Raw genomic sequence first — 23,205 nt, forward strand, 5'->3', positions numbered from 1 at the left:
CTGTACCGCGGTCTCGTGTTGCCACCGGCGACTCCACAACCTTTCGTTCTCTACCCGCACGGCGCGTATGCGCCCGGCGCGGCTGGCGGTGGGCGGCGCGGAACGACCGTCGCCACCAGAGACGTTTATACCCCCGGCCTCGCGTACCGCGACCGCGGCGGAAATACCGAGCGTACGACCTCTCAGCGGTTCAGTATGCACCGAACCACGAGCGCGATGCTTCCGCGCCGGACACGCCGGCGGTACGAGCACCCCCCTGAGCCGGGTCCGCGACGGACCCGAACCTCCCCCGAAAACAGCTTCGTCCCTCACCTCCGTCGCCGGTGGTGAGGGACGAACGCTGATGCGTGGCTCAGCTGAGCGCGCGCACTCCGGTGGCCTGCGGGCCCTTCGTGCCCTGACCGACCTCGAATTCGACCTTCTGGTTCTCCTCGAGGGTGCGGAAGCCCGCACCCTGGATCTCGGAGTAGTGGACGAAGACGTCAGCGGAGCCGTCTTCGGGCGCGATGAAGCCGAACCCCTTCTCCGCGTTGAACCACTTCACAGTTCCCTGTGCCATTCTGTTCCTTCTCTTTCTTACCCGGAACGGCGGACAACTGGGTTCGTCCACCGGGCCCGTTGAGACCGCTGTACTGTTGGTTTCCCCCTGCAGGAAAGCCCGAGCACACCGTTCGCAACTCGATCCTGCTGACGGTTTGGACTTGGAATCCGTCCCTCGAACACAGAAGCTTGCGACCAGGAACCAGTGAACCATGTCTCCCGGCAATTCAACAGTCGAGTTACCGACAATTTGCAAAATTCTTGATCTTGCGAATGCGCAGGTGAGGAACCCATTGGTGGAATCCATACTTCAGGTTGGTTTGCCGTTCGATAACCAAGTCCGAGTACAGCAAACCGGCTGTGATGCAGGTCGCTCTTTGGTATCGAATACACCCGCGGTGGGCCGCCGATACACACCGTTCACAGCGGCGGTGGCCGGAACGAGGGGTTACGCGTGAGTAGGGAGCAGGCTGCGGCGTCCGAGGCGCCGGAATTGCTGCTGTCCTATGGGCGATCGTTGCTCAACCGTGTTCTGGTCGATGGTCCAGAATTCGACGGGCAGTTGACCCACGTGGTGGAGCTGCCCGCGCGGGCCGCGCTGCCGGATTCCTGGCCGGAATGGGCTCCGGACGAGGTCATCGCGGCTTTTCGGGAGAGCGGCGTGCCGGCGCCGTGGGAGCATCAGCGGCGGGCGGCGGAGTTGGCGTTCGGCGGCACCGATGTCGTCCTGGCGACCGGCACCGCCTCCGGCAAATCACTGGCCTACCAATTGCCGGTACTCAGCACCCTGCACGGCGACCCGCAGGCCACCGCGCTGTACCTGGCCCCGACCAAGGCACTCGGCGCCGACCAGTTGCGCGCGGCGGGCGCGCTCACGCACGCGGGGACGCTGCGCGAGGTGCATCCGGCCACCTACGACGGGGATACGACGCCCGAGGTCAGGCAGTGGGTGCGGGCCAATGCCCGCTTGGTCTTCACCAACCCGGACATGCTGCACCTCAGCGTGCTGCGCTCGCACCAGCGCTGGGCCCGGCTGCTGCGCAGGCTGCGCTACGTGGTCGTCGACGAATGCCACGCCTACCGGGGCGTCTTCGGCTCGCACGTGGCGCTGGTGCTGCGCCGGCTGCGGCGGCTGGCCGCGCGCTACGGCGCCGATCCGACCTTCGTGCTGTGCTCGGCGACCGCCGCCGACCCGGCCGCCGCGGCGTCCCGGCTGATCGGGCGGGAGTGCGCGGCGGTCACGGACGACGGCTCGCCGAGCGGACCGCGCACCATCGCGCTCTGGGAGCCGCCGCTGCTCACCGGCGTGACCGGGGAGAACGGCGCGCCGGTGCGCCGCTCGGCGACCGGCGAGGCGGGCCGGTTCCTCGCCGACCTGGTGCTGGAGGGCGCCCGCACGCTGGCCTTCGTGCGCTCCCGGCGGGGCGCCGAGGCGACGGCGCTGGAGGCGCGCAGGCTGCTCGCGGCGGTCGATCCGGAGCTGGCCGGGCGGGTGGCGGCGTACCGGGCCGGTTATCTCCCGGAGGATCGCCGGGCGCTGGAGTCAGCGCTCTCCGACGGTGAGCTGCTTGGTGTCGCGACCACGAACGCGCTGGAGCTGGGGGTGGATATCGCCGGGCTGGACGCCGTGGTGCTGTCCGGCTTCCCCGGCACGGTGGCCTCCTTCCGGCAGCAGGCCGGGCGCGCCGGGCGGCGCACCCAGGGCGCCCTGGTCCTGCTCGTGGCCAGGGACGATCCGCTCGACACCTACCTGGTGCACCACCCGGAGGCGCTGCTCGGCAAGCCGGTGGAGGCGACGATCACCGACCCGCGCAATCCCTACGTGCTCGGCCCGCACCTGCTCTGCGCGGCCTGCGAGCTGCCGCTCACCGAGAACGAGATCGATGCGCTCGGCGCCCGCGCCGTCGTCGCCGGCCTGGCCGCCGACGGGCTGATCCGGCGGCGTCCGGGGCGCGGCGCCGACGAGCCCGCGCGCTGGCACGCCACCGCGGGCAGCCAGCCGCACGACGAGGTGGATGTGCGCGGCGGCATCGGCGATCCGGTGGTGATCGTGGACAGCGAGACCGGCAGGCTGCTCGGCACCGCCGACGCCGGGCGGGCGCTCGCCACCCTGCATCCCGGCGCCGTCCACCTGCACCAGGGCGAGACCTTCCAGGTGGAGGAGCTCGACCTGGAGGAGGGTGTCGCCTTCGTCCGCGCGGAGGATCCCGGGTACACCACCCATGCCAGGCAGACGACCTCGATCGAGGTCGTGCACACCCTGGAGCAGCGGGTTTCCGGCCGGGTGGTGGCCGAGCTGGCCGAGGTGCGGGTGACCGGGCAGGTCGTCGGCTACCTGCGCACGCTGGCCGACGGCACCGTGCTCGACCTGGTCGAACTCGATATGCCGGAGCAGATCCTCCCCTCAGTCGCGGTCCTCTATACGGTGACCTCCGCGCTCCTGGACGCGGCCGGGATCGTCGACATTCCCGGCGCGCTGCACGCCGCCGAGCACGCCGCCATCGGGCTGCTGCCGCTCATCGCGACCTGCGACCGGTGGGACATCGGCGGCGTCTCCACGGCCGAGCACCCGGACACCGGGCTGCCGACGGTCTTCGTCTACGACGGGCAGCCGGGTGGCGCGGGCTTCGCCGAGCGCGGGTACGCGGCGCTGGAGCGCTGGCTGGCGGCGACCAGGGATCTGATCATCGCCTGTGAGTGCCAGGCCGGGTGCCCGTCCTGCGTGCAGTCGCCCAAGTGCGGGAGCGGGAACCACCCGCTGGACAAGGACGGGGCCGCGCGCGTGCTCGGTGCGGTGCTGGGGGAGATCACCGGCGCAACGCCGATCCGTGATGGCCGCGACGCCACCCCGTGACCGCTCCGCCGCTCGCGCTGGGTCGAAGCTCGGCCCATCCGCCGCCACCGGGCTCCAGGTCACCCTCCAGGCGGCCGCGGCGAATAAAAAGGATTGATTTCAGGTTAACTGGGCTATTGCCACGTCATCCAATCGCGCCCGCTGGGTTTATTTCGTTCTGTTTCGATTGGTTCTCCGCGCATTAGTGCGGCCCTTCGCATTTCCCGCAGAATGGCGATTAATTCACGATGATCGCGACGATACCGAGGCTTGCGCAATAGCGCATCGTGATCACTCGATCTCGTCCATCGGACCGGCTCGAGCGGCTGCGCTGGCGAATCGTGCACCGAACAGACCTAGCGGTATTCGCAGTTCCGCGACGACGGTCACATCCCATTGATCGACGGTGCACTCGCGCAGGCGGGTTCCGGCTCGGGTCGAGAGGTCGTCGGCGGTCGCGCAACCGGCCACCGGCCCGTCGAGGAGCGCGCCAGCCGCCGCCAGTGCCGCGAGGTCGGCGGTGGACTGCACGCGGTGCCTGGCGGTGACGGTGGCGCCGAGCTGAATGATCATCGCCGTGACCGCGAGCAGGGCCAGGACGGCGAAGCAGGCGGTCACCGTCGCGCTGCCGCGCTCGCCGTGCGCACACGCGCCGCTGCGCCCGGCTCGCGTTCCCGTGGCTCGCTCGCGACGCGCGTGCTCGACGGGCGGGTTCGGGCTGTCGGATGTGCTCATGGAGTTCCTCCCGGTTCGATGGCTGCCACTGCCTCGGCCCGGAGCCGCAGCCCGGGTAGGAGCGGGACCGAGGCCGTGACCTGCGCGATGACGAGGGTGCTGTCTTGGCGCAGCGTGATGTCGGCGCCGCGGGGCGCGACCTGGCGGCCCGCGGCCTCGGCGTGCGAGCGATCGCCGCGGGCGGCGAGGCGGGCGGCCTCGCGGGCGGCGTCGACACAGCGGACCTGTGCCGACGCCGCGAGCAGGGCTCCGAGGCAGAGGGTGACCACCGCGATCAGGGTGGCGATCGCGATGGCGGACTCGACGGTGACGGCGCCGCGATCGCCTCGGAGCGCGGTGGTCAGACCGTGGTCTTCAGTGCCCGGTCGATGATGCCGGTGAGCGCGTCGACGATATTGTCCCCGGTCACCACGGTGTAGAGCACCGCGCCGAAGGCCGCCGCCGCGATCGTTCCGATCGCGTACTCGACGGTCGACATGCCGTCGTCGGCCTCCAGTACGTGCCGGAGCCGCTCGCGCAGCCCGGTCTTCTCCGGTGTTGTCATCCCTCTCCCCTTCCTGTCCGGCGGGCGCCACGCGCGCCCGCCCGTTCCTGTGCCGCCTCACAGCAGCCCGTTTCCGAGGACCCGGCCTGCCAGCCCGATCACCACCGGCACGATGCCGAGGCAGAGGAAGGCGGGCAGGAAGCAGAGGCCGAGTGGGCCCGCGATCAGGACGCCCGCGCGTTCGGCGCGGGCGGCGGCCGTGTCCTCGACCGCCGCCCTGCGGTGGTCGGCGAGTTCGGTGACGGCGGTGGCGAGCGCTGCTCCCGAGCGCGCGGAGCGGCGTGCCAGCCTGGCGAGCGCCTCGATCTCCTCGGCGCCGGGGCGGCCCGCGCACTCGGCGGCGGCGCGCTGCCACGCGGTGCTCGCCTCCGCGCCGAGGCCGAGTAGCTCCGCGGCGCGCCGCAGCGCCGCAGCCGGCACGGGTGGTGCCGTAGGGGCCACCGCGCGGGCCGCGCTCGCCATCGGGAGTCCGGCGCGGAGGCACGCGGCCAGCAGGTCGAAGACGGAGGCGCCCGCAAGCGGGTCCGCGGCGCCTTCGGCTTCCGGCTCCGGGCCGGGGGCCGGTGTGCGCAGGCGGCGGAGGGCAGGCGGGCGCGGTGGTGTGGCCAGCAGGGCGAGGGCGAGCAGGAGGAAGGGGGCGGGGAGCAGGGTGTGGTTCATGGGAGTACCGATCGGGTGATGGCGTCGGTCCAGAGGAGGCCCGCGCAGGCGAAGGCGGCGCCGAGTGGGAGGAGGAGCGTGCCGGTGCCGGTGCCGAGGAGGACGTGCAGGGGTGCGGCGCCCATGAGGTGGCCGAGGGCGATGCCGAGGAGGGGGAGGGCGGCGAGGACCGTGGCGGTGGCCCTGGCGCCTGCCAGCGCCGCCGTGGTGCGGCTGCGGAAGCGCCGGCGGGCGTGCAGGTCGGTGCGGGCGGCGGTGAGGAGTTCGGCGAGGGCGAGGCCGTGCTCCTCGGCGATGCGCCAAGCGGTGGCGATGCGGGAGAGTTCGGGGGCGATCGGGGAGGTGGGGCGTTCGAGGCCGGCGGCGGCGGAGCCGCCGAGCTTGCCGCGGGCCGCGGCTACGGCGAAGGCGGTGGCGGCTTCGCCGCGGGCCTCGGTGGCGGCGGACTCGGCGGCGGCGCCGGGGTGGGCGCCGACTCGGAGTTCGGCGATGACGAGTTCGAGTGCGTCGAGGAGGTCGGCGGAGCCGGATTCGCGTGCTCGGCCGGTGCGGGAGCGGCGGACTCGGATCAGGACGGTGCACGCCAGGATGCCCGTGGCGATCGCGGCGCTCGCGCCGAGCAGGGCGGCTGCCGCGGTGGCCAGTAGGCAGGTGGCCTCCGCGCGGTGGATCGAGAGGGCGAGCCCGCGCCGCAGCGCGGTCCTGTCGCGGGTGATCCAAGGCGAACCACCGGTGAGCTGGGACGAACCACCGGTGATCCAGGACGAAACCCCGATGATCTGGGGCGAACCACCGGCGGGCCGGCGCGAACCACCGTGCGGCTGCGGCGCCGCGCCGAAGCCGAATGACGAGCCACCGAGGCCGAGCGACGCCAGGCGTCTCCGTGCGGCCGGGGGCGGAATCAGCAGCAGGGCCAGTGCGAGGCAGGCGAACGCGGCACTCATGTCCACCACCCCGTGACTCCGCGCTCGGCGAGGAGGGAGCTCAGCGCGGAAGCGCCGGGAGTGGGAGCGTGCTCGGCACTCCACGCTGCCTCGATGCGGACCTCGGCATCCCCGGCTCGCCGCAGCACCCCGATCTCACGTAGCCCGCGCGAACCGTCCGCCCGCCGGTGCACGTGCAGCACCACCTGAACGGCGGCGGCGAGCTGGCTGTGCAGCGCCGCACGCCCCATGCCGCCGAGCGCGGCCAGCGCTTCGAGCCGGGCGGGCACCTCGCGGGGCGAGTTGGCGTGCACGGTGCCCGCTCCCCCGTCGTGCCCGGTGTTCAGCGCGGTGAGCAGGTCGACGACCTCGGCGCCGCGCACCTCGCCCACGACGATCCGATCGGGGCGCATACGCAGCGCTTGGCGCACCAGATCACGCACCGTCACCGACCCGGCCCCCTCCACATTGGCGGGGCGGGCGACGAGCCGGACCACGTGCGGGTGCGGTGGAGCCAGCTCGGCCGCGTCCTCGACGCAGATGATGCGTTCGCTCGGCGACACCGTGGCGAGCAGCCCGGAGAGCAAGGTCGTCTTCCCGGCGCCGGTTCCGCCGACGACCAGGAAGGCGAGCCGCGCCCGGATTATGCCGATGAGCAGCTCTCGTGCCTCCGGCGGGACGGCACCCGCGCGGGTGAGCTCGTCCAGCCCCTGGGTGGCGGGGCGCAGCACGCGCAGCGACAGGCAGGTGCCGCCGTGCGCGACGGGAGCGAGCACCGCGTGCAGCCGGACCCCGAAGGTGGCACCGAGGCCCGCCTCGTGGCCGGGCAGCTTTCCATCCACCCACGGCTGCGCATCGTCGAGGCGCCGACCGGCGGCCAGCGCCAGCCGCTGCGCGAGCCGGCGCACGGCCGCTTCGTCCGGGAAGGTGACGCTGGTGCGCTCCAGCCCGCCACCGCGGTCGATCCAGACCGCGTCCGGCCCGGTGACCAGGACATCGGCCACGGCGGGGTCGTGGAGCAACGGTTCGAGGGCGCCGGCGCCGGTCATCTCGGTCTGCAGGAGGCGGAGTGCGCGCAGCAGGTCGGTGTCACCGAGGACGCCGCCCGCCTCGGCGCGGATGGCGTCGGCGAGCTGTTCGGGTTCGGGTGGCCCGGTGCCGACGGCGAGCCGTTCCCGCACCCGGTCCAGCAGCTCGGCGGTGACCAGGGCGCTCATCGCCCGCTCCGTTCGCCGAGTACGGCGAGGATGGCGTCGGCGGCCCTGGTCAGCGGGGTGCGGCGGCCGATGCCGAGGCCGCCGCGTTCCAGCCGCCTGGCCAGCCCGGGTTCGGCCCGGACGGCGGCGAGCAGCGGGAGGTCGAGCGCGGCGGCGATCTCGGTGCCGCGCAGGTTGCCCGGGGCCGGACCGCGGATGACCAACCCCTGGTTCGGGTTTCGGCGGCGGATGGTGGTGGCGACGGCGCCGGCCGCGGCGAGTGCCCGCAACCGGGCGGGAACCACGAGGACGACCAGATCGGCGGCGTCCAGCATCTGCTCGGCATGCGGCCCGCGCTCGCCGGATATGTCACAGATCACGAGATCGCCTGCGGCGCGGCCTGCTTCGACGACGGCGTGGCTGGCGGCGGGGCCGATCGGGGCGGGCAACTTCCCGGCAGCGGGCCGGTCGCAGGAGAGCACGGCGAGCCCGGGGGCGGCGCTGGGCAGGGCGCTGTGCAGTGCGGCCGCGGCGACCCTTCCGTCCTCGATGGCGAGGTCGGACCAGCGCGGGCCCGCCGCGGTTTCGATGCCGAGCAGCAGGTCGAGGCCGCCGCCGTGCGGGGCGCCGTCGACCAGGACGGTGTGCCCGCGGAACTCGAGCGCGGCCGCGCGCAGTGCGGTGGCGGCGGCGAGGGTGGAGGCGCCCGCCCCGCCGACGGCGCCCGCGAGTGCGACGACGACGCCGTCGCCCTCGCCCGGCTCGGCATGCTCAGCAAACTTCTGCACCAGCTCGACGGCGGCACCGGGCAGCGCCACTACCCGCTCGGCTCCGACGGCCGCGGCGGCCCGCCAGTCCGGCAGCTCCGGTTCCCCGGCGGTGACCAGGACGACGCCGACCCGCCGCGGGTGCCCGGCCCCGGCACAACTGGTGGCCGCGGCGGTGTCGAGCACGACGAGCGGGGCGGCGCTCCAGGCATGCCTGCCGACCGGCGGCGACTGCTCGGTGAGCGGGCGCTGGGCGGCCGCCGCGACCCGCCGCACCTCGGCCCGCAGGGCGCTCTCGGCCACCAGGGCCAGGGCGGGGGACGCACCCCCGTTCTCGGTATCCATGCAGTTCAGCGTGGTGGAGCCGGGACAACCGCGACAGCCCCCGCGCAGCGAATGTGGATAACTCCGAGCCTGTGGACAACTCACCGAGCGGCACACCGGGAGACCCGCCCGAGCCGACACGAACCGGCTGGAAATAGAGGACGGCCCCAGCCGGGGGGGGAGGAGGCTGGGGCCGTCGGGGTTCAGCCCCGGGGGGTCGGGCTGAACACGCCTGGAACGAATCCCAGGTACTGGCCATACTACACCCACGATCGGGATCGGACGCAAGTCCGACGTGCCACATTCTCCGCCGCCGTGTCGCCCCGTGAGCGGGCCGGGAGCCGGCTGCGCGCGCCCGCCCGGCGGCGTGGCAAACCCGCAGTGACAATCGGTGCGCGCGGACCGGCACACTCGCGGACCGCATGCCTATCCTGGACCGATGACGGCCGACGACCACGCAGCGCGGAACGAGCCCCCGGATCGGGCCGGGCCCGTTGCCGCGTTCTTCGACCTCGACAAGACGGTGATCGCCAAGTCCAGCACCTTCGTCTTCAGCAAGCCGTTCTACGCTCAGGGGCTGCTGAACCGGCGCTCGGTGCTGGAGAGCAGCTACGCGCACTTCCTCTTCCAGCTCTCCGGCGCGGACCACGACCAGATGGAGCGCATGCGCGCGCACCTCACAAGCATGTGCGCCGGCTGGGACGTGGAGCAGGTGAAATCCATTGTGGCGGAGACGCTGCACGAGCTGGTGGAGCCGCTGATCTACGCCGAGGCGATGGATCTGATCGCCGATCACCGGATCCGCGGGCACGACGTGGTGATCGTCTCGGCCTCCGGCGAGGAGATCGTGGCGCCGATCGCGGCGGCGCTCGGCGCCGACCACGTGGCGGCGACCCGGATGGTGGTCGCGGACGGCCACTACACCGGCGAGCTGGACTTCTACTGCTACGGCGCGGGCAAGGTGGCCGCGATCGAAAAGCTCGCGGCGGACCGGGGTTACGAGCTGGCGCGCTGCTACGCCTACTCGGATTCGGTGACCGACCTGCCCATGCTGAGCGCGGTCGGGCATCCGACGGCGGTGAACCCGGACCGGGCGCTGCGCCGGGAGGCGACGGCGCGCGGCTGGCCGGTGCTGACCTTCTCGAACCCGGTCTCGCTGTGGTCGCGGTTCCCGAAGTCGTCCCCGACGGTGACGGCCACCGCGGTGGTCGGGCTCGCCGCGCTGGTGGCGGGGGCGGTCAGCTACCGGTTGCTCCGGAAGCGGTAGAAACAGCCAGCAAATCCGCTGGTCGAAGCCCTTGATGTGAGGGCGGTCACAATGTAAGAATGGGTGCCACGGGAGGACGGAAGGCCAGGGCGGAGCCGGAAGAGAAGGCTCAGTCTCCCGACCTTCCTCCCCAGCACGGACGCCAGGTACCCACGCGGAGCGCGCCGCGAAAGGGCAGAAGCGTTGTGGGCCTGCGGGTTCCGGATTGGTGGCGGCGATGGCCTCGCACAGGTTGCGGGGATGAACCGCCGGAGTCCGGTCCATCCGCCGAGGCCGGAGAACACAACCCACCGAGCACGCTTGGTAGCCCGGTGATCCGTGCTCGCGGGCGGTGAGTCGATGACGACACACCGCCCGCTGTGGTGTCCGGCTACTGTCCGGCAGCCGCGTCCGCGATCGAGGTCGCCTCGCGCGCACCGTCTTCCAGTCCGCCGCAGCAGAAGATGACCCAGCCGCCGACGGCCTCCGGCTCGCCCGAGCCGAAGCCGGCGGCGGCCTCTATATAGGCCTGCCTGCGGCGCAGCCAGAAGACCTCGGGCACGCCGAGCGCGTGCGGGTCGAGCCCGCTGGACACCGTGACCAGCCGGGCGGCGGCCCTGGCGACCACGCCGTCGGCGGTGCCGAAGGGACGCAGCGCGAGCAGCTCGCCGTGCACCACCGCCGCGATGACCGGGGCGGGGGCGCTGGAGGTGAGCGCGATCTGGGCCAGCAGGTCGAGCCGCTCGGCCACCCCGGCGTCGGCCCGCGGGCGGCCGAGCGCCGCCTCCCCGCTGAGGTCGGCGGCGGCGAGCAGGTGCAGCCGGGCCAGCGCCTGCAGCGGCGCGCGCTGCCAGGTGCCCGCCAGATTCCGCAGCGCGTCGCCGTCCAGCGCCTGCCCGACCCGCAGCGACCCGGCCAGCACGGGATCGTCGACCCGGCCGTCCACGCTGGGCAGCTCGGTGCTGCCGCCGTCGATGGCGGCGGAGGAGCGGGCGGCGCGCACCGCGGCCTCGGCGGCGGTGGTCGGCCAGCCGCGGCGGTTGGTCTTGTGCCGGTGCACCGCGGCGAGGGCGTCGCGGGCGCGGTCGGCGGCCGCGCGGACGCCGGGCAGGTCGACGAGGGGTTGCAGCGGGTCGGTCACGGGATACGAGGCTACCGGCGGCGCTCAGCCCACCCGCAGCTCCCGCCCGGGGATGGCGTCGAGCAGCGCGCGGGTGTACTCCGCGCGCGGATTCTCGAAGAGCTCGGCGGCGCTCGCCTCCTCCACCACCCGGCCGTCCCGCATGACCAGCACCTGGTCGGCGATCCGCCGGACCACGGCGAGGTCGTGCGAGATGAACAGGTAGCTGAGCCCGAGCTCGGCCTGCAACTCGTCCAGCAGCTCCAGGATCTGCGCCTGGACCAGCACGTCCAGCGCGGAGACGGCCTCGTCGCAGATCACCAGCTCCGGGGCGAGCGCGAGCGCGCGGGCGATGGCGACCCGCTGGCGCTGCCCGCCGGAGAGCTCGTGCGGGTACCGGCGCAGCACGTCGGCGGGGAGCGCGACCCGCTCGACCAGCTCGCGCACCCGCTCGGCGCGCTCGGCGGGGGTGCCGACCCGGTGCGTGCGCAGCGGCTCCTCGATGGCCCGCGCGATGGTGAAGAGCGGGTCGAGCGAGCCGTGCGGGTTCTGGAACACCGGCTGCACCCGGCGCCGGAAGTCCAGCTCGGCGCGGCGGTCGAGCCCGGTGACCGGACGGCCGTCGAAGGTCACGCTGCCCGAGGTCGGCGCGAGCAGGCCGAGCACCAGCCGCGCGAGCGTGGACTTGCCGGAGCCGGATTCGCCGACCACCGCGGTGGTGGTGCCGCGCTCGACCCGGAAGGAGACGTCGTTCACCGCGTGCAGCGGCTCGGTGCGCCACGGCACCCGGCCGCGCAGCGGGAAGGTCTTGACCAGGTGCTCGGCCACCACGACGTGGTCGGGGAGTTCCTTCTCGACAGCCCTGGCCGCCCTGGCCCGCACCGCCGCGCGCTCCCGCTCGACCTCCCCGCGCCTGCTCGCCAGCGAGGGCGCCGCGGCCACCAGCCGACGGGTGTACGGGTGCTGCGGCTCGCGCAGGATGCGTTGCGCCGGACCGGATTCCACCACCCGGCCGCGGTACATGACCACGACGTGCTCGGCGCGCTCGGCGGCCAGCCCGAGATCGTGCGTGATGAGCAGCACCGCGGTGCCGAGCTCGCCGGTGAGCCGGTCCAGGTGGTCCAGGATCTGCCGCTGCACCGTGACGTCGAGCGCCGAGGTCGGCTCGTCGGCGATGAGCAGCTTGGGGCGGCAGGCCAGCGCCATGGCGATCAGCGCGCGCTGCCGCATGCCGCCGGAGAACTCGTGCGGGTACTGCCCGGCCCGGCGCGCGGCGTCCGGCAGCCCGGCCTCGGCGAGCAGCTCGACCGCGCGCTCGCGGGCCGCCCTTCCCTTCGCGATGCCGTTGGCGGTCAGCGTCTCCCGGATCTGGAAGCCGACCTTCCACACCGGGTTCAGGTTGGTCATGGGGTCCTGCGGCACCAGCCCGATGCCGGTGCCGCGGATCCCGACGATGGCGCGCTTCGAGGCGGTGGTGAGCTCGGTGCCGTCGAACTCGATCGAGCCGCCGGTCACCCGGCCGGTGCCGGGCAGCAGGTCGATGACGGCGTGCGCGGTGGTCGACTTGCCCGACCCGGACTCCCCCACCAGCGCGACCGTCTGCCCCGGGTAGACCGCGAGGTTCACCCCGCGCACCGCCGAGGTCGCGCCGAAGGCGACATCCAGCTCGGAGATCCGCAGCAGCGGTTTGTCGCCGGTCATCGCACCCGCGCCCGCGGATCGAGCGCGTCGCGCACCGCGTCGCCGAGCATGATGAAGCTCAGCACCGTGACGGCCAGCGCGGTGGCCGGGTAGAAGAGGATCGGCGCGGTGCGGATCTCGCGCTGCCCGGTGGCGATATCGCCGCCCCAGGAGACGATGGTGCGCGGCAGCCCGACCCCCAGGTACGAGAGCGTCGCCTCGGTGACCACGAAGACGCCGAGCCAGAGCGTGCTGACCACGATGAGCGGCCCGGCGGCGTTCGGCAGGACGTGCCGCCGCAGCACCCGCAGCCGGGTGACGCCGAGCGCCTCGGCCGCCGTGACGTACTCGCTGCCCTTCGCCTCCAGCACCGCCCCGCGGGCGATCCGCGCCGCCTGCGGCCAGGTGAAACAGGCCAGGATGAGGATCACCGTCCACACCGTGCGCTGGGTGAGCAGCTGCATGAGCACGATGGCGGCGAGCATGAGCGGCAACGCGTAGAAGATCTCCGAGATCCGGGAGATCACCGAGTCGAGCCGGCCGCCGAAGAACCCGGCCAGCGCGCCGAGCGTGCCGCCGATGGCGACGAAGAGCAGCGTCGCGCCGAGCCCGGTGAGCACCGACGCCCGCGCGCCGTAGACGGTGCGGGCGAAGATGTCGCAGCCCTGCCGGTCGAAGCCGAAGGGGTGGCCGGGCCCGCGCGGGTCCATGCTGAAATCGCCGTTGCAGTACCGCGGGTCCTGATCGGTGAAGAGCTGCGGGAAGGCCGCGACCAGTACGACGAGCACGATCAGCACCGCCGCGACCAGGAAGACGGGGTTGCGGCGCAGCCGGCGCCAGGCATCCAGCCAGACGCTGGTGGGCCCGCCGGTGAGCCGGACCCTGTCGGTGACCACCGGTTCGTCGTCCACCGGTGCGACGAAGTACTCCTGGCCGGGCCGTTCAGGCATAGCGGATCCTCGGGTCGAGCGCGGCGTAGAGCAGGTCGACCAGCAGGTTGGTGAGCAGGAAGATCACGATCAGCACGGTCACGAAGGAGACCACCGTCGGCGGCTCGACCCGGGTGATCGCCTGGTAGAGCGTGCCGCCGACGCCGGGGATATTGAAGATGCCCTCGGTGACGATGGCGCCGCCCATGAGCGCGCCCAGGTCGGCGCCGAGGAAGGTGACCACCGGGATCATGGAGTTGCGCAGGATGTGCACGGTGACCACGCGCCGCCGGGGCAGCCCCTTGGCGGTGGCGGTGCGCACGTGGTCGGCGACCATGTTCTCCGCCACCGCGTTCCGGGTGAGCCGGAGCACGTAGGCGAAAGACAGCGAGCCGAGCACGAGCGCCGGAACCAGGAGCTCGGCGAGGCTCGCCCGGCCGGAGACGGTGACCGGCGCGATCCCCCACTTCACCCCGAGCAGGAACTGGGCGAGGAAGCCGAGCACGAAGACCGGCACCGCGATCACCACCAGGCTCGCCACCAGCAGCGTCGAGTCGAAGAGCCTGCCCTTGCGCAACCCGGCGAAGAGCCCGAACAGCACCCCGAAGACGCCCTCGATCAGCACCGCGAGGAAGGCGAGGCGGAGCGTGATCGGGAAGGCGCGGGCCAGCTCCTCGCGCACCGGCCGCCCGGAGAACGAGGTGCCGAGGTCGAAGGTGACGATCCCCTTCAGGTAGAGCAGGTACTGCACCAGGAAGGGCCGGTCCAGGTGGTAGCGGGCGCGCAGCTGCGCCTCCACCGCGGGGGTGAGCGGCTTCTCCCCGGCCAGCGCCTGGATCGGGTTGCCCGGGATCAGGAAGACCAGGGCGTAGACCAGCAGGGTGGCGCCGAGGAAAACCGGGATCATCTGCAGCAGCCGCCGCCCGACGTACCAGCCCATGCGCTTCCTACTTCTCGATGTTCTCGAAGTCGAAGAGCCCGTTCCAGGCCAGCTCGGCGCGGGTCACCCGATCCGACCGCCCGGCGGCGGCCACGTAGTCGAAGACCGGGATGTCGGCCATGTCCCGGATCAGCAGGGTCTGCGCCTGCGCGATGATCCGGTGCGATTCGTCCTGGGTGGGCGCGGCCAGCGCGGCGTCCAGCAGCCGGTCGAACTCGGGGCTGTTGTAGTCGACGTTGTTGGTCTCCGAGTAGCTGTAGTACTGCGAGGTCAGGAACTGCAGCATGGAGGGGTAGTCGCCCTGCCAGCCGTAGCGGAAGGCGGTGCCGATGGTGCCCGCGTTCACCTCGTCGCGCACGTTCTTGAAGGTGGGCAGTGCGCGCCCGACCGCCTCGATGCCGAGCGTGTTCTTGACGCTGTTGGCCACCGCGTCGATCCAGGCCTGGTGCCCGCCGTCGCTGTTGTAGGTGATCTCGTACCGGCCGGACCACGGCGCGATGGCATCGGCCTGGGCCCAGACCCGGCGCGCCTCCTCCGGGTTGTAGCGGAAGACCTCGGAGCCGGGCAGGTTGCCGTCGAAGCCGGGCAGCGTGCTCGCGGTGAAGTCGCGGGCCGGAATCCTGGTGCCGTTGAAGATGTTCCGCGCGATCTGCTCGCGGTTGATCGCCATCGAGATGGCCCTGCGGCGCAGCAGCCCCTCCGCGCCGCCGAAGTGCGGCACCGAGGTCTGCACGCCGATGTGCTGGTTCTGCGCGGTGGGCTTGGTGATCGCGCGGTCGCCGAGATCCTGCTGGTAGGTGCCGAGCGCGCTGTCCGGCACGGTGTCGAGCGCGTCCAGGTTGCCGGCCTGCAGGTCGGCGTAGGCGGTGTCGAAGGACTGGTACATGACGAAGCGCAGCCCCTTGTTCTTCGCCGGTCGCCCGCCGGGGTAGTCCGGGTTCGGCTTCAGCTCGATCTGCACATTGTGCTGCCAGGCGCCGGGGCCGCTGAACATGTACGGGCCGTTGCCGATCGGGTTCTCGCCGAACGCCTTCATGTCCCGGAAGGCCGCCTCGGGCAGGGGGTAGAAGGGCGCGTAGCCGAGCTGGGATTCGAAGTCGATGGATGGCTGCTTCAGCTCGACGGTGAAGGTGCGGTCGTCCACCACCTTGAGCCCGGCCATGGTGGTCTGGGCCGGGTTCGCCGCGGCCACCTCGTCGAAGCCGACGATCGGGGTGAAGACGTAGTTCTGCAGCTGGGCATTGGTGCTCAGCGCGCCGTAGTTCCAGGCGTCGACGAAAGACTTCGCCGTCACCGGGGAGCCGTCGGTGAAGGTCCAGCCCGGCTTCAGGGTGATCCGGTAGCTGCGCCGGTCGGTGGTCTCGATGGACTGCGCCATCTCGTCGTGCGCCCCGCCGTCGGCGTCGTAGTACTTGAGCCCGGCGAAGAGCCGGTCGACCACGCGGCCGCCCTGGTTCTCGTTGGTATTCGTCGGCACCAGCGGGTTCTGCGGCTCACCGCCGTTCACGGTGACGACCTCGGTGTCGGCCGGGCCGGTGGAGCAGGCGGCCGCGCCGAGGCCGAGCGCGAGCACCCCGGCGGCCAGCAGGGCGGTGATTCGTGTCGATCGCAACGCATCTCCCCAATTCGCGAAGATCGAGAACTTGATCAGGGACAGTATCGACACGGGCCGCACTTGTCAGGGCAACTACTGTCGACGCCGAGCGAATTACGGAAGGGCGAGACGAGATGACCGAGAACCCCGAGCACCAGGCTTCCTACGCACCGTCCGCGGAGTTCGCGGCCTCGGCCAATGCCGGCGCCGAACTCGCCGAGCGAGCCGAGGCCGACCGGCTCGCCTTCTGGGCCGAGCAGGCCGAGCGGCTGCACTGGGAGCAGAAGTGGACCGACGTGCTGGACTGGTCCGGCGCGCCGGTGGCCAAGTGGTTTGTCGGCGGCAAGCTCAATGTCGCCTACAACTGCGTCGACCGGCACGTCGTCGACGGCCACGGCGACCAGGTCGCCATCCACTGGGAGGGCGAGCCGGGCGATTCCCGCGACATCACCTACGCCGAGCTGCGCGACGAGGTGAGCCGGGCCGCCAACTACCTCACCGAACTCGGGCTGGAGGCGGGCGACCGGGTCGCCATCTACATGCCCATGGTCCCCGAGGCGATCGTGGCCATTCTGGCCAGTGCCCGGCTCGGGCTCACGCACTCGGTGGTCTTCGCCGGCTTCTCGCCCTCGGCGCTGCGCCAGCGCGTCGACGACGCCAGCGCGCGGCTGGTGATCACCACCGACGGCCAGTGGCGGCGCGGCAAGGCGGCCCCGCTCAAGGAGGCGGTGGACGAGGCGCTGTACGCCAACGGCGATGTGCCGCACAGCGTCGAGCACGTGCTGGTGGTGCGGCGCACCGGGATCGAGGTGCCGTGGACCGAGGGCCGCGACCTGTGGTGGCACGAGACGGTCGCGAACGCCGACCCGCACCACGAGCCGCGGGCCTTCGACGCCGAGCACCCGCTCTTCATCCTCTACACCTCCGGCACCACCGGGAAGCCCAAGGGCATCCTGCACACCAGCGGCGGCTACCTCACCCAGGCCGCCTACACCCACCACTACGTCTTCGACCACAAGGCCGGGCAGGACGTGTACTGGTGCACCGCCGACATCGGCTGGGTCACCGGGCACAGCTACATCGTCTACGGGCCGCTCGCGAACCGCGCCACCCAGGTGGTCTACGAGGGCACCCCGAACTTCCCGGACGAGCACCGGCACTGGCAGATCGTGGAGAAGTACGGCGTCAGCATCTACTACACCGCCCCGACGCTCATCCGCACCTTCATGAAGTGGGGCAGGCAGATCCCGGACGCGCACGACCTGAGCTCGCTGCGGGTGCTCGGCAGCGTCGGCGAGCCGATCAACCCGGAGGCCTGGCGCTGGTACCGCACGGTCATCGGCAGCGGGAAGACGCCGATCGTCGACACCTGGTGGCAGACCGAGACCGGCGCCATCATGATCTCCCCGCTGCCCGGCGTCACCGCCGCCAAGCCGGGCGCCGCCATGACCCCGCTCCCCGGCATCTCCGCGCAGGTCGTGGACGAGGAGGGCAACGCCGTCGTGCGCGGCGAGACCGAGGCCAACGGCTACCTGGTGCTCGACCAGCCGTGGCCATCCATGCTGCGCGGCATCTGGGGTGACATGGAGCGCTACCAGGCCACCTACTGGGACCGCTACGCCGAGCGGGGCTGGTACTTCGCCGGCGACGGCGCCCGCCTCGACCCGGACGGCGACCTCTGGGTGCTCGGCCGGGTGGACGACGTCATGAACGTCTCCGGCCACCGCATCTCCACCGCCGAGGTGGAATCCGCGCTGGTCGGGCACTCCGGGGTGGCCGAGGCGGCCGTGGTCGGCGCCACCGACGAGACCACCGGGCAGGGCATCGTCGCCTTCGTCATCCTCACCGCGACCACCGAGAACACCGGGGACGCGCTCGTGAACGAACTCAAGGCGGAGGTCTCCAGGGAGATCAGCCCGATCGCCCGGCCGCGCGAGATCCACGTGGTGCCCGAGCTGCCCAAGACCCGCAGCGGCAAGATCATGCGCAGGCTGCTGCGCGATGTCGCCGAAGGCAGGGAGCTGGGCGACACCAGCACCCTGGTGGACCCGTCGGTCTTCGAACAGATCCGGGCGGACAAGGCCTGAACTCCGCGACCCGGGGGCGACGTCGCCGACGGCGCTCCCGGGTTCGGCGCTAGTGTTGCCGCGTGAGCGTGTCCATTCGCGCGGCGGGGAACCGGTGCGCTGGAATGAGACGACGCGGGTATGAGTACAGCGAGAGCCGGGACAGGGAGAAGGGTCGACCAAGTGAGCTTCACACAGGGCGGTAACGGAAACGACGCGCAGCGCGGCCGGTCGGTCACCGCCATCCCGCTCTCCGACGCCGACCCGGTCGGCTCGGCCAGCTTCGGCAGCCTGGTGCGCGATGCCACCGAGCAGATGTCGACGCTGGTGCGCGCCGAGGTCGAGCTGGCCAAGGCCGAGGTGACGGCGGAGGTCAAGAAGGGGCTGCAGGGCAGCGTCTTCTTCATCCTCGCGCTCACCGTGCTGCTCTTCAGCACCTTCTTCTTTTTCTTCTTCGTCGGCGAGCTGCTCGACGTCTGGCTGGCGCGCTGGGCCGCCTTCCTCATCGTCTTCCTGCTGATGGTGCTGGCGACGGCGGTGCTCGCGCTGCTCGGCTACCTGCGGGTGAAGAAGCTGCGCGCGCCGGAGAAGACCATCGACTCGCTGAAGCAGGCCAAGACCGTGCTCCCCGGCGGGCTGGGCGCGAGCCACGACGAGCCGAAGGCACTCCGCTCCTGACCGACTAGGCTTTCGGCGTGTCGGCGACCTTTCCCCCTGACCCGTCCAGCGTCCGCTACGCGGGCCCGTGGACGCACCGGGACGTCCGCGCCAACGGCATCCGGCTGCACATCGTGGAGGCGGCGCCGGAGCGGGTCGATGCCCCGCTGGTGCTGCTGCTGCACGGCTTCGCCGATTTCTGGTGGTCCTGGCGGCACCAGCTGACCGCGCTCGCCGATCTCGGGTACCGCCCGGTCGCGGTGGACCTGCGCGGCTACGGCGATTCCGACAAGCCGCCGCGCGGCTACGACGGCTGGACCACCGCCGGTGACATCGCCGGGCTGATCCGCGCGCTCGGGCACTCCGAGGCGGTGCTGGCCGGGCACGCCGACGGCGGGCTCGGCTGCTGGACGACGGCGGTGCTGCACCCCCGGCTGGTGCGCTCGATCGCGCTGGTCGGCTCGCCGCACCCGGCCGCGCTCAAGCGCTCGATCCTGCGCGACCGCAGGCAGCGGCGGGTCTGGCTGCCCGCCTTCCTGCGCTACCAGCTCCCGCGCTACCCCGAGCACCTGCTCACCAGGGACGACGGCGCGGCCGCCGAGCGGCTGCTGCGGGCGAGGGCGGGCGCGGGGTTCACCGCGGGCCCCGAGTTCGCCGACACCGCCGAGCGGCTGCGCAATGCCATCCGGATCCCCGGCACCGCGCACTGCGCGCTGGAGTACCAGCGCTGGGCCTTCCGCAGCCAGTGGCGGCCGGACGGGCGGCGCTTCATGGCGACCATGCGCGAGCCGGTGCGGATCCCCGTCCTCGCGCTGCGCGGCGAGCACGACCCGTACATCATGCCCGCCACCTTCCACCGCGGCCGCGCGCTCGCGCCGCAGCGGCGGCTGGTCTCGGTGCCGGGGGCGGGGCACTACGCGCACCAGGAGAACCCGGAGTTCGTCACCGCCGAGCTGGCCAAGCTGCTCGGTTAGCTCAGGACGCAGGCACCGGTGTCGACCGGGCTCGCCACCGTCGGCGCGGCGGCCAGCTCGGGCGAGACCTCGTCCAGGGTGAGGACGTAGCCGGTGTCGTCGTCGGTCACCGCGGCACCGAAGACGATGCCGAGCACCTGGCCCCTGGTGTCGACCAGCGGCCCGCCGGAGTTGCCCGCGCGCACCTGGCCGCGCACCGTGTAGACCTCGCGCTCCACCGTGCCGTTGCGGTAGATGGTCGGGCCGGTGAGATCCAGCGTCTCGCGCACCCTGGCCGCGCTGGCCGTGTACGGCCCCCCGCCGGGGTAGCCGAGCACGATCGCGCTGTCGCCCGGCCGCGCGGCGCTCGGCGCCTGCGGCACCACCGGCGCGTTCAGCCCCGGCACCCGGAGCACCGCGACGTCCTTGGACGGGTCGAAGAGCACCACTTCGGCGTCGATCGGCCCGCGCGGCGTATCCACCGCCACGCTGGTGGTCCCCGCGACCACGTGCGCGTTGGTCATCACCCGCTCCGGCGCGATCACGAAGCCGGAGCCCTCCAGGGCGCGCTGGCAGCTCGGCGCCACCCCGCGAATGCGCAGCACGCTCGATTGCAGCGAGGCCGCGACCGGGCTGGAGAGCACGCTCGCGTCCGGCGGCTCGGCGGCCGCGATCGGGGTGCGGCCGAACGGGCCGATCACGTCCGGCAGCCCGGAGGTGTTGAGCAGCTGGGAGAACTCGTTGGGCAGCTTGCGCAGCCAGTTCGGCGCGATCTGGTTCACGTCGGCCAGCACCCGCGAGCCGTTGATCGCGGTCGCCACCGCCGGCTGCGACGAGGTGGCCAGCGGCAGCGCCAGCAGCCACGCCGTCACCAGCACGGCGACCGCCTGCAGCACTGCGCCGACGGCGCTGTCGACGCCGCGCGCGACCGGGTTGTGCATGCCGCTGCGCGCGGCCCGCCCGAGCACCATGCCCGCGACCTCGCCGACGATCACCAGCACCACGATGAGCAGCACGCCCGCCAGTACCCGTGCCCTGCCCTCGTCCACGTGCACCAGCAGGTGCGGCGCGATCAGGATGCCGGCGACCGCACCGAGCACGACGCCGAGGAAGGCGAGCGCGGAGGAGACCGCGCCCTGCCGCCAGCCGGACGACGCCGCGAGCAGCGCGAGCAGCAGCACGGCCAGATCGAGCCAGCCGGACGGGCTCACAGCTCCATCCCCACGCTGGCGAGCGCGGCCTCCAGGTCGCGCACGTCGGAGCGGTCCCAGTCCAGCTCCCAGCCCGCGCTCGTGATGAGCCCGGCCAGGATGCCGCCGGTCAACCCCCAGACCAGCATGTTGTCCACCAGAAAGGCGGGGCTCTTGTAGCCGAGCCCGCTGCGCACCAGGAACCGGTTCGCCGGGTCGAGCAGCTCGGCCATCGGCACCCGGACCACCCGCTCGGTCTCGCTGCGGTCGACCACGCCGACCGGGCTCGGCTCGCGCCAGTACGCCACCACCGGGGTGACGTCGAAGCGCGAGGGCGGCACGAAGAGCGCGGGCAGCAGCGCCAGCGGGGCGACACCGGCGGGGACAAGCCCGGTCTCCTCCTCGGCCTCGCGCAGCGCGGTGTGCACCGGCCCGGAGTCGCCGGGCTCGACGCCGCCGCCGGGGAAGGCGATCTGGCCGCGGTGCTGCCGCATGGTGGCGGCGCGCTGGGTCAGCAGTACGTCGGCGTCGGCGGGCAGGCCGCCTGGCGCGGCCGGGTCGGGCTCGGCCGAGCCCGCGAAGAGCACGAGCACGGCGGCCTGGCGCGGCTTGCCGGTGATGGTCATGGCGCGGCGCAGGGTGCGGGCCAGGCTCAGGGTGTCGCCGGAATCGGGCGCGGGCGGGCGGGTGGTGGCGCGCAGCCACTCCGGGGCCGCGGCGGGATCCGGATCGGGCGCGATGAAACCCTTGTTGTCCGGCGATCCGGACGCGGGCACGCTCATGCGACTACCTGTACCAGCACGTGCCGCGCCACTCCCGCTCTCATACCGAAACTCCCAGTTCACCCGCGACCGTCCGCGCGATGTCGCCGGTGTCGGTGAAACTCCGCACCACGACGTCCGCGACGGTGCCGTCCGCGCGCAGCAGCACCGAGATCGGCAGTACTGCGGGCGCGCCGACCGCGTTCCGCAGCGCGGCACCGGGGTCGAGCACACCGGGCAGCGTGATGCCGAGACCGGTGAGCCGGCTGAGCGCCTTCGCCTCCTCCGGGTCGCTGTGCACGGTCAGCACCGTAATCCTGTCACCCGCCCGCCGGGCGTACTCCTGCAGATGGGGCAGTTCCTGTGCACAGGGCGCGCACCAGTAGGCCCACAGGTTCAGCAGCGCGGGTTTGCCCGCAAGGGCGGTGCGCAGGTCGACGGGGTTGCCGTCGGCGAGACAGGTGAGGGTCAGCCCGGCCAGCGGGCCCGCATCGCCGGGCGCGCTCGGGGGTTCGCCGGGCACCGAAGAGCCGGCGCCGCCCGGCGCGGGCGCGTTGCTGGAGGCGCCGGACGCGGGCAACCCGGCGCTGCCCGGCGCGGACGAAGCCGCGGCGCCCGGGTCGACCCCGCCCACCGGGCAGGGACTCAGCCCGGCGACAGCCCGATCCTCGGGCGACACCGCCGCGGCGGGCGCCGGACGCCCGGCCTCGGGCGCGCCGGAATCACGCGGCCAGAGCGCCACCACCGCCGCCACCGCGACGATCACCGCGACCAGCGCGAGACGGGCGGCGACCGGCCACCGCGTCACCGGCCGGCCAGTTCGAGCAGGTGCGGCGCCTCCGGCCCCTTCACCAGCTTGGCGGCCACCTCGGGATCGGTCGGGCCCGTGCCGTAGGACGGGCAGTCCTTGGCGAGCAGACAGGCCCCGCAGGCGGGCTTGCGGGCATGGCACACGCGCCTGCCGTGGAAGATCACCCGGTGCGAGAGCATGGTCCAGTCCCTGCGCTCGATCAGCTCCCCGATCGCGTGCTCGACCTTGACCGGATCCTCCAGATCGGTCCAGCCCCAGCGCCGCACCAGCCGCCCGAAGTGGGTGTCGACGGTGATGCCGGGGATGTCGAACGCGTTGCCGAGGATGACATTCGCCGTCTTGCGCCCGATTCCGGGCAATTGCACCAATTCGCCCAGGGTGTGCGGGAGTTCGCCGTCGTGTCGCTCCAGCAGCGCCTGCCCGAGCCCGATGAGCGAGCTGGTCTTGTTGCGGAAGAAACCGGTCGGCCGGATGAACTCCTCCAGCTCGGCGCGGTCCGCCTCGGCGTAGGCGCGGGCGTCGGGATACCGGGCGAAGAGCGCGGGAGTGGTGAGATTCACTCTCTGGTCGGTGCACTGGGCGGAAAGAATCGTCGCCACCGCCAATTCCAGCGGCGTCCGGAAATCCAGTTCGCAGTGCGCGTCCGGAAATGCGACGGTCAGCGTGCGATACATCCGCCGCGCCCTCCGCACCAGGCCGAGCCGTGTTTCCGCCTGTCGCGCGCCGGATTTGCGGC

22 protein-coding genes are annotated in these 23,205 nt (G+C 72.5%); 5 read left to right on the forward strand and 17 right to left on the reverse strand.

All coding sequences use genetic code 11. The features are described 5' to 3' along the window. Window positions 1–352: 352 nt before the first annotated feature. Entirely contained in the window at window positions 353–559 is a 207-nt protein-coding gene (locus AB0H71_RS15105; protein ID WP_067648074.1) for a cold-shock protein, read from the reverse strand. A gap of 498 nt (window positions 560–1,057) precedes the next feature. On the opposite strand from AB0H71_RS15105, the gene AB0H71_RS15110 reads away from it, so the two are divergent. Beyond that, the gene (locus AB0H71_RS15110) at window positions 1,058–3,394 is read left to right on the forward strand and encodes a DEAD/DEAH box helicase (protein WP_357020107.1); all 2,337 of its coding nucleotides are present in this window, start codon (window positions 1,058–1,060) and stop codon (window positions 3,392–3,394) included. Window positions 3,395–3,664: 270 nt separating this feature from the next. Here the strand turns inward: AB0H71_RS15110 and AB0H71_RS15115 are convergent, their stop codons facing one another. From AB0H71_RS15115 to ssd, 7 genes are read right to left on the reverse strand one after another with little or no spacing between them, the layout of a single operon-like run. Then, entirely contained in the window at window positions 3,665–4,108 is a 444-nt protein-coding gene (locus AB0H71_RS15115) for an Rv3654c family TadE-like protein (RefSeq protein WP_357020110.1), read from the reverse strand. Further along, complete coding sequence (locus AB0H71_RS15120) at window positions 4,105–4,452, reverse strand: TadE family type IV pilus minor pilin (RefSeq protein WP_357020421.1); 348 nt, start codon at window positions 4,450–4,452, stop codon at window positions 4,105–4,107. Before AB0H71_RS15120 ends, AB0H71_RS15115 begins: the two co-directional genes overlap by 4 nt. Further along, window positions 4,449–4,652 carry a DUF4244 domain-containing protein gene (locus tag AB0H71_RS15125; protein WP_357020113.1) on the reverse strand — a complete coding sequence of 68 codons (204 nt, stop codon included), beginning with the start codon at window positions 4,650–4,652 and terminating at the stop codon, window positions 4,449–4,451. The genes AB0H71_RS15120 and AB0H71_RS15125 overlap by 4 nt, the downstream gene beginning before the upstream one ends. Before the next feature lie 57 nt (window positions 4,653–4,709). Next, window positions 4,710–5,312 carry a type II secretion system F family protein gene (locus AB0H71_RS15130; RefSeq protein ID WP_357020117.1) on the reverse strand — a complete coding sequence of 201 codons (603 nt, stop codon included), beginning with the start codon at window positions 5,310–5,312 and terminating at the stop codon, window positions 4,710–4,712. Beyond that, window positions 5,309–6,256 (reverse strand): type II secretion system F family protein, encoded by a 948-nt coding sequence (locus AB0H71_RS15135; protein WP_357020120.1) that lies wholly within the window; start codon window positions 6,254–6,256, stop codon window positions 5,309–5,311. Before AB0H71_RS15135 ends, AB0H71_RS15130 begins: the two co-directional genes overlap by 4 nt. Next, a complete protein-coding gene (locus tag AB0H71_RS15140; RefSeq protein WP_357020123.1) occupies window positions 6,253–7,452 on the reverse strand; it encodes a TadA family conjugal transfer-associated ATPase in 1,200 nt (399 codons plus the stop codon). The genes AB0H71_RS15135 and AB0H71_RS15140 overlap by 4 nt, the downstream gene beginning before the upstream one ends. Beyond that, window positions 7,449–8,543, reverse strand: a complete 1,095-nt coding sequence (ssd, locus tag AB0H71_RS15145; protein WP_357020126.1) for a septum site-determining protein Ssd — start codon at window positions 8,541–8,543, stop codon at window positions 7,449–7,451. The genes AB0H71_RS15140 and ssd overlap by 4 nt, the downstream gene beginning before the upstream one ends. A 418-nt stretch (window positions 8,544–8,961) precedes the next feature. Here ssd and AB0H71_RS15150 point away from each other — a divergent pair, with 418 nt between their 5' ends. Beyond that, window positions 8,962–9,789 (forward strand): HAD-IB family hydrolase, encoded by an 828-nt coding sequence (locus AB0H71_RS15150; protein WP_357020129.1) that lies wholly within the window; start codon window positions 8,962–8,964, stop codon window positions 9,787–9,789. 370 nt (window positions 9,790–10,159) lie between these two features. Here AB0H71_RS15150 and AB0H71_RS15155 read toward each other — a convergent pair whose 3' ends face one another. The 5 genes from AB0H71_RS15155 to AB0H71_RS15175 are packed head-to-tail and all read right to left on the reverse strand — an operon-like array spanning window position 10,160 to window position 16,010. Beyond that, window positions 10,160–10,909 (reverse strand): oxidoreductase, encoded by a 750-nt coding sequence (locus tag AB0H71_RS15155; protein ID WP_357020132.1) that lies wholly within the window; start codon window positions 10,907–10,909, stop codon window positions 10,160–10,162. Between the two features lie 24 nt (window positions 10,910–10,933). Further along, entirely contained in the window at window positions 10,934–12,589 is a 1,656-nt protein-coding gene (locus AB0H71_RS15160; protein ID WP_357020135.1) for an ABC transporter ATP-binding protein, read from the reverse strand. Next, window positions 12,586–13,518, reverse strand: a complete 933-nt coding sequence (locus AB0H71_RS15165) for an ABC transporter permease (RefSeq protein WP_357020138.1) — start codon at window positions 13,516–13,518, stop codon at window positions 12,586–12,588. The genes AB0H71_RS15160 and AB0H71_RS15165 overlap by 4 nt, the downstream gene beginning before the upstream one ends. Next, window positions 13,511–14,437: an ABC transporter permease gene (locus AB0H71_RS15170; protein WP_357020141.1), complete on the reverse strand. Its 927-nt coding sequence runs from the start codon at window positions 14,435–14,437 to the stop codon at window positions 13,511–13,513. The genes AB0H71_RS15165 and AB0H71_RS15170 overlap by 8 nt, the downstream gene beginning before the upstream one ends. A gap of 7 nt (window positions 14,438–14,444) precedes the next feature. Then, window positions 14,445–16,010 (reverse strand): ABC transporter substrate-binding protein, encoded by a 1,566-nt coding sequence (locus tag AB0H71_RS15175; RefSeq protein WP_357020424.1) that lies wholly within the window; start codon window positions 16,008–16,010, stop codon window positions 14,445–14,447. 155 nt (window positions 16,011–16,165) lie between these two features. On the opposite strand from AB0H71_RS15175, the gene acs reads away from it, so the two are divergent. The 3 genes from acs (at window position 16,166) to AB0H71_RS15190 (ending at window position 19,728) form a co-directional block, all read left to right on the forward strand. Then, window positions 16,166–18,118, forward strand: a complete 1,953-nt coding sequence (acs, locus tag AB0H71_RS15180; RefSeq protein WP_357020144.1) for an acetate--CoA ligase — start codon at window positions 16,166–16,168, stop codon at window positions 18,116–18,118. Between the two features lie 162 nt (window positions 18,119–18,280). Then, on the forward strand, window positions 18,281–18,775 hold the full coding sequence (locus AB0H71_RS15185) for a phage holin family protein (RefSeq protein WP_357020147.1): 495 nt from the start codon (window positions 18,281–18,283) through the stop codon (window positions 18,773–18,775). A 17-nt stretch (window positions 18,776–18,792) separates the two neighbouring features. After that, on the forward strand, window positions 18,793–19,728 hold the full coding sequence (locus tag AB0H71_RS15190) for an alpha/beta hydrolase (RefSeq protein WP_357020150.1): 936 nt from the start codon (window positions 18,793–18,795) through the stop codon (window positions 19,726–19,728). Here AB0H71_RS15190 and AB0H71_RS15195 read toward each other — a convergent pair. Genes AB0H71_RS15195 through nth form a run of 4 tightly spaced genes read right to left on the reverse strand, consistent with a single transcriptional unit; the run spans window position 19,725 to window position 23,164 of the window. Continuing rightward, window positions 19,725–20,918 carry a MarP family serine protease gene (locus AB0H71_RS15195; protein ID WP_357020153.1) on the reverse strand — a complete coding sequence of 398 codons (1,194 nt, stop codon included), beginning with the start codon at window positions 20,916–20,918 and terminating at the stop codon, window positions 19,725–19,727. The genes AB0H71_RS15190 and AB0H71_RS15195 overlap by 4 nt on opposite strands. Continuing rightward, window positions 20,915–21,679 carry a CoA pyrophosphatase gene (locus tag AB0H71_RS15200; protein ID WP_357020156.1) on the reverse strand — a complete coding sequence of 255 codons (765 nt, stop codon included), beginning with the start codon at window positions 21,677–21,679 and terminating at the stop codon, window positions 20,915–20,917. Before AB0H71_RS15200 ends, AB0H71_RS15195 begins: the two co-directional genes overlap by 4 nt. Before the next feature lie 40 nt (window positions 21,680–21,719). Next, window positions 21,720–22,466, reverse strand: coding sequence for a TlpA disulfide reductase family protein (locus tag AB0H71_RS15205; RefSeq protein WP_357020159.1), 747 nt, complete (start codon window positions 22,464–22,466; stop codon window positions 21,720–21,722). Beyond that, complete coding sequence (gene nth / locus AB0H71_RS15210) at window positions 22,463–23,164, reverse strand: endonuclease III (protein WP_357020427.1); 702 nt, start codon at window positions 23,162–23,164, stop codon at window positions 22,463–22,465. The genes AB0H71_RS15205 and nth overlap by 4 nt, the downstream gene beginning before the upstream one ends. Window positions 23,165–23,205: the final 41 nt, after the last annotated feature.

Origin of the sequence: Nocardia sp. NPDC050697 (assembly GCF_040654395.1) — a bacterium.
GTDB lineage: Bacteria > Actinomycetota > Actinomycetes > Mycobacteriales > Mycobacteriaceae > Nocardia.

What these genes read in the sequence shown, in the direction of transcription:
- AB0H71_RS15135 (WP_357020120.1), bottom strand. Translation starts at nt 6,256, where the DNA reads ATGAGTGCCGCGTTCGCCTGCCTCGCACTGGCCCTGCTGCTGATTCCG.
- AB0H71_RS15105 (WP_067648074.1), bottom strand. Translation starts at nt 559, where the DNA reads ATGGCACAGGGAACTGTGAAGTGGTTCAACGCGGAGAAGGGGTTCGGC.
- acs (WP_357020144.1), top strand. Translation starts at nt 16,166, where the DNA reads ATGACCGAGAACCCCGAGCACCAGGCTTCCTACGCACCGTCCGCGGAG.
- AB0H71_RS15115 (WP_357020110.1), bottom strand. Translation starts at nt 4,108, where the DNA reads ATGAGCACATCCGACAGCCCGAACCCGCCCGTCGAGCACGCGCGTCGC.
- AB0H71_RS15200 (WP_357020156.1), bottom strand. Translation starts at nt 21,679, where the DNA reads ATGAGCGTGCCCGCGTCCGGATCGCCGGACAACAAGGGTTTCATCGCG.
- AB0H71_RS15160 (WP_357020135.1), bottom strand. Translation starts at nt 12,589, where the DNA reads ATGACCGGCGACAAACCGCTGCTGCGGATCTCCGAGCTGGATGTCGCC.
- AB0H71_RS15170 (WP_357020141.1), bottom strand. Translation starts at nt 14,437, where the DNA reads ATGGGCTGGTACGTCGGGCGGCGGCTGCTGCAGATGATCCCGGTTTTC.
- AB0H71_RS15130 (WP_357020117.1), bottom strand. Translation starts at nt 5,312, where the DNA reads ATGAACCACACCCTGCTCCCCGCCCCCTTCCTCCTGCTCGCCCTCGCC.
- AB0H71_RS15150 (WP_357020129.1), top strand. Translation starts at nt 8,962, where the DNA reads ATGACGGCCGACGACCACGCAGCGCGGAACGAGCCCCCGGATCGGGCC.
- ssd (WP_357020126.1), bottom strand. Translation starts at nt 8,543, where the DNA reads ATGGATACCGAGAACGGGGGTGCGTCCCCCGCCCTGGCCCTGGTGGCC.
- AB0H71_RS15165 (WP_357020138.1), bottom strand. Translation starts at nt 13,518, where the DNA reads ATGCCTGAACGGCCCGGCCAGGAGTACTTCGTCGCACCGGTGGACGAC.
- AB0H71_RS15125 (WP_357020113.1), bottom strand. Translation starts at nt 4,652, where the DNA reads ATGACAACACCGGAGAAGACCGGGCTGCGCGAGCGGCTCCGGCACGTA.
- AB0H71_RS15140 (WP_357020123.1), bottom strand. Translation starts at nt 7,452, where the DNA reads ATGAGCGCCCTGGTCACCGCCGAGCTGCTGGACCGGGTGCGGGAACGG.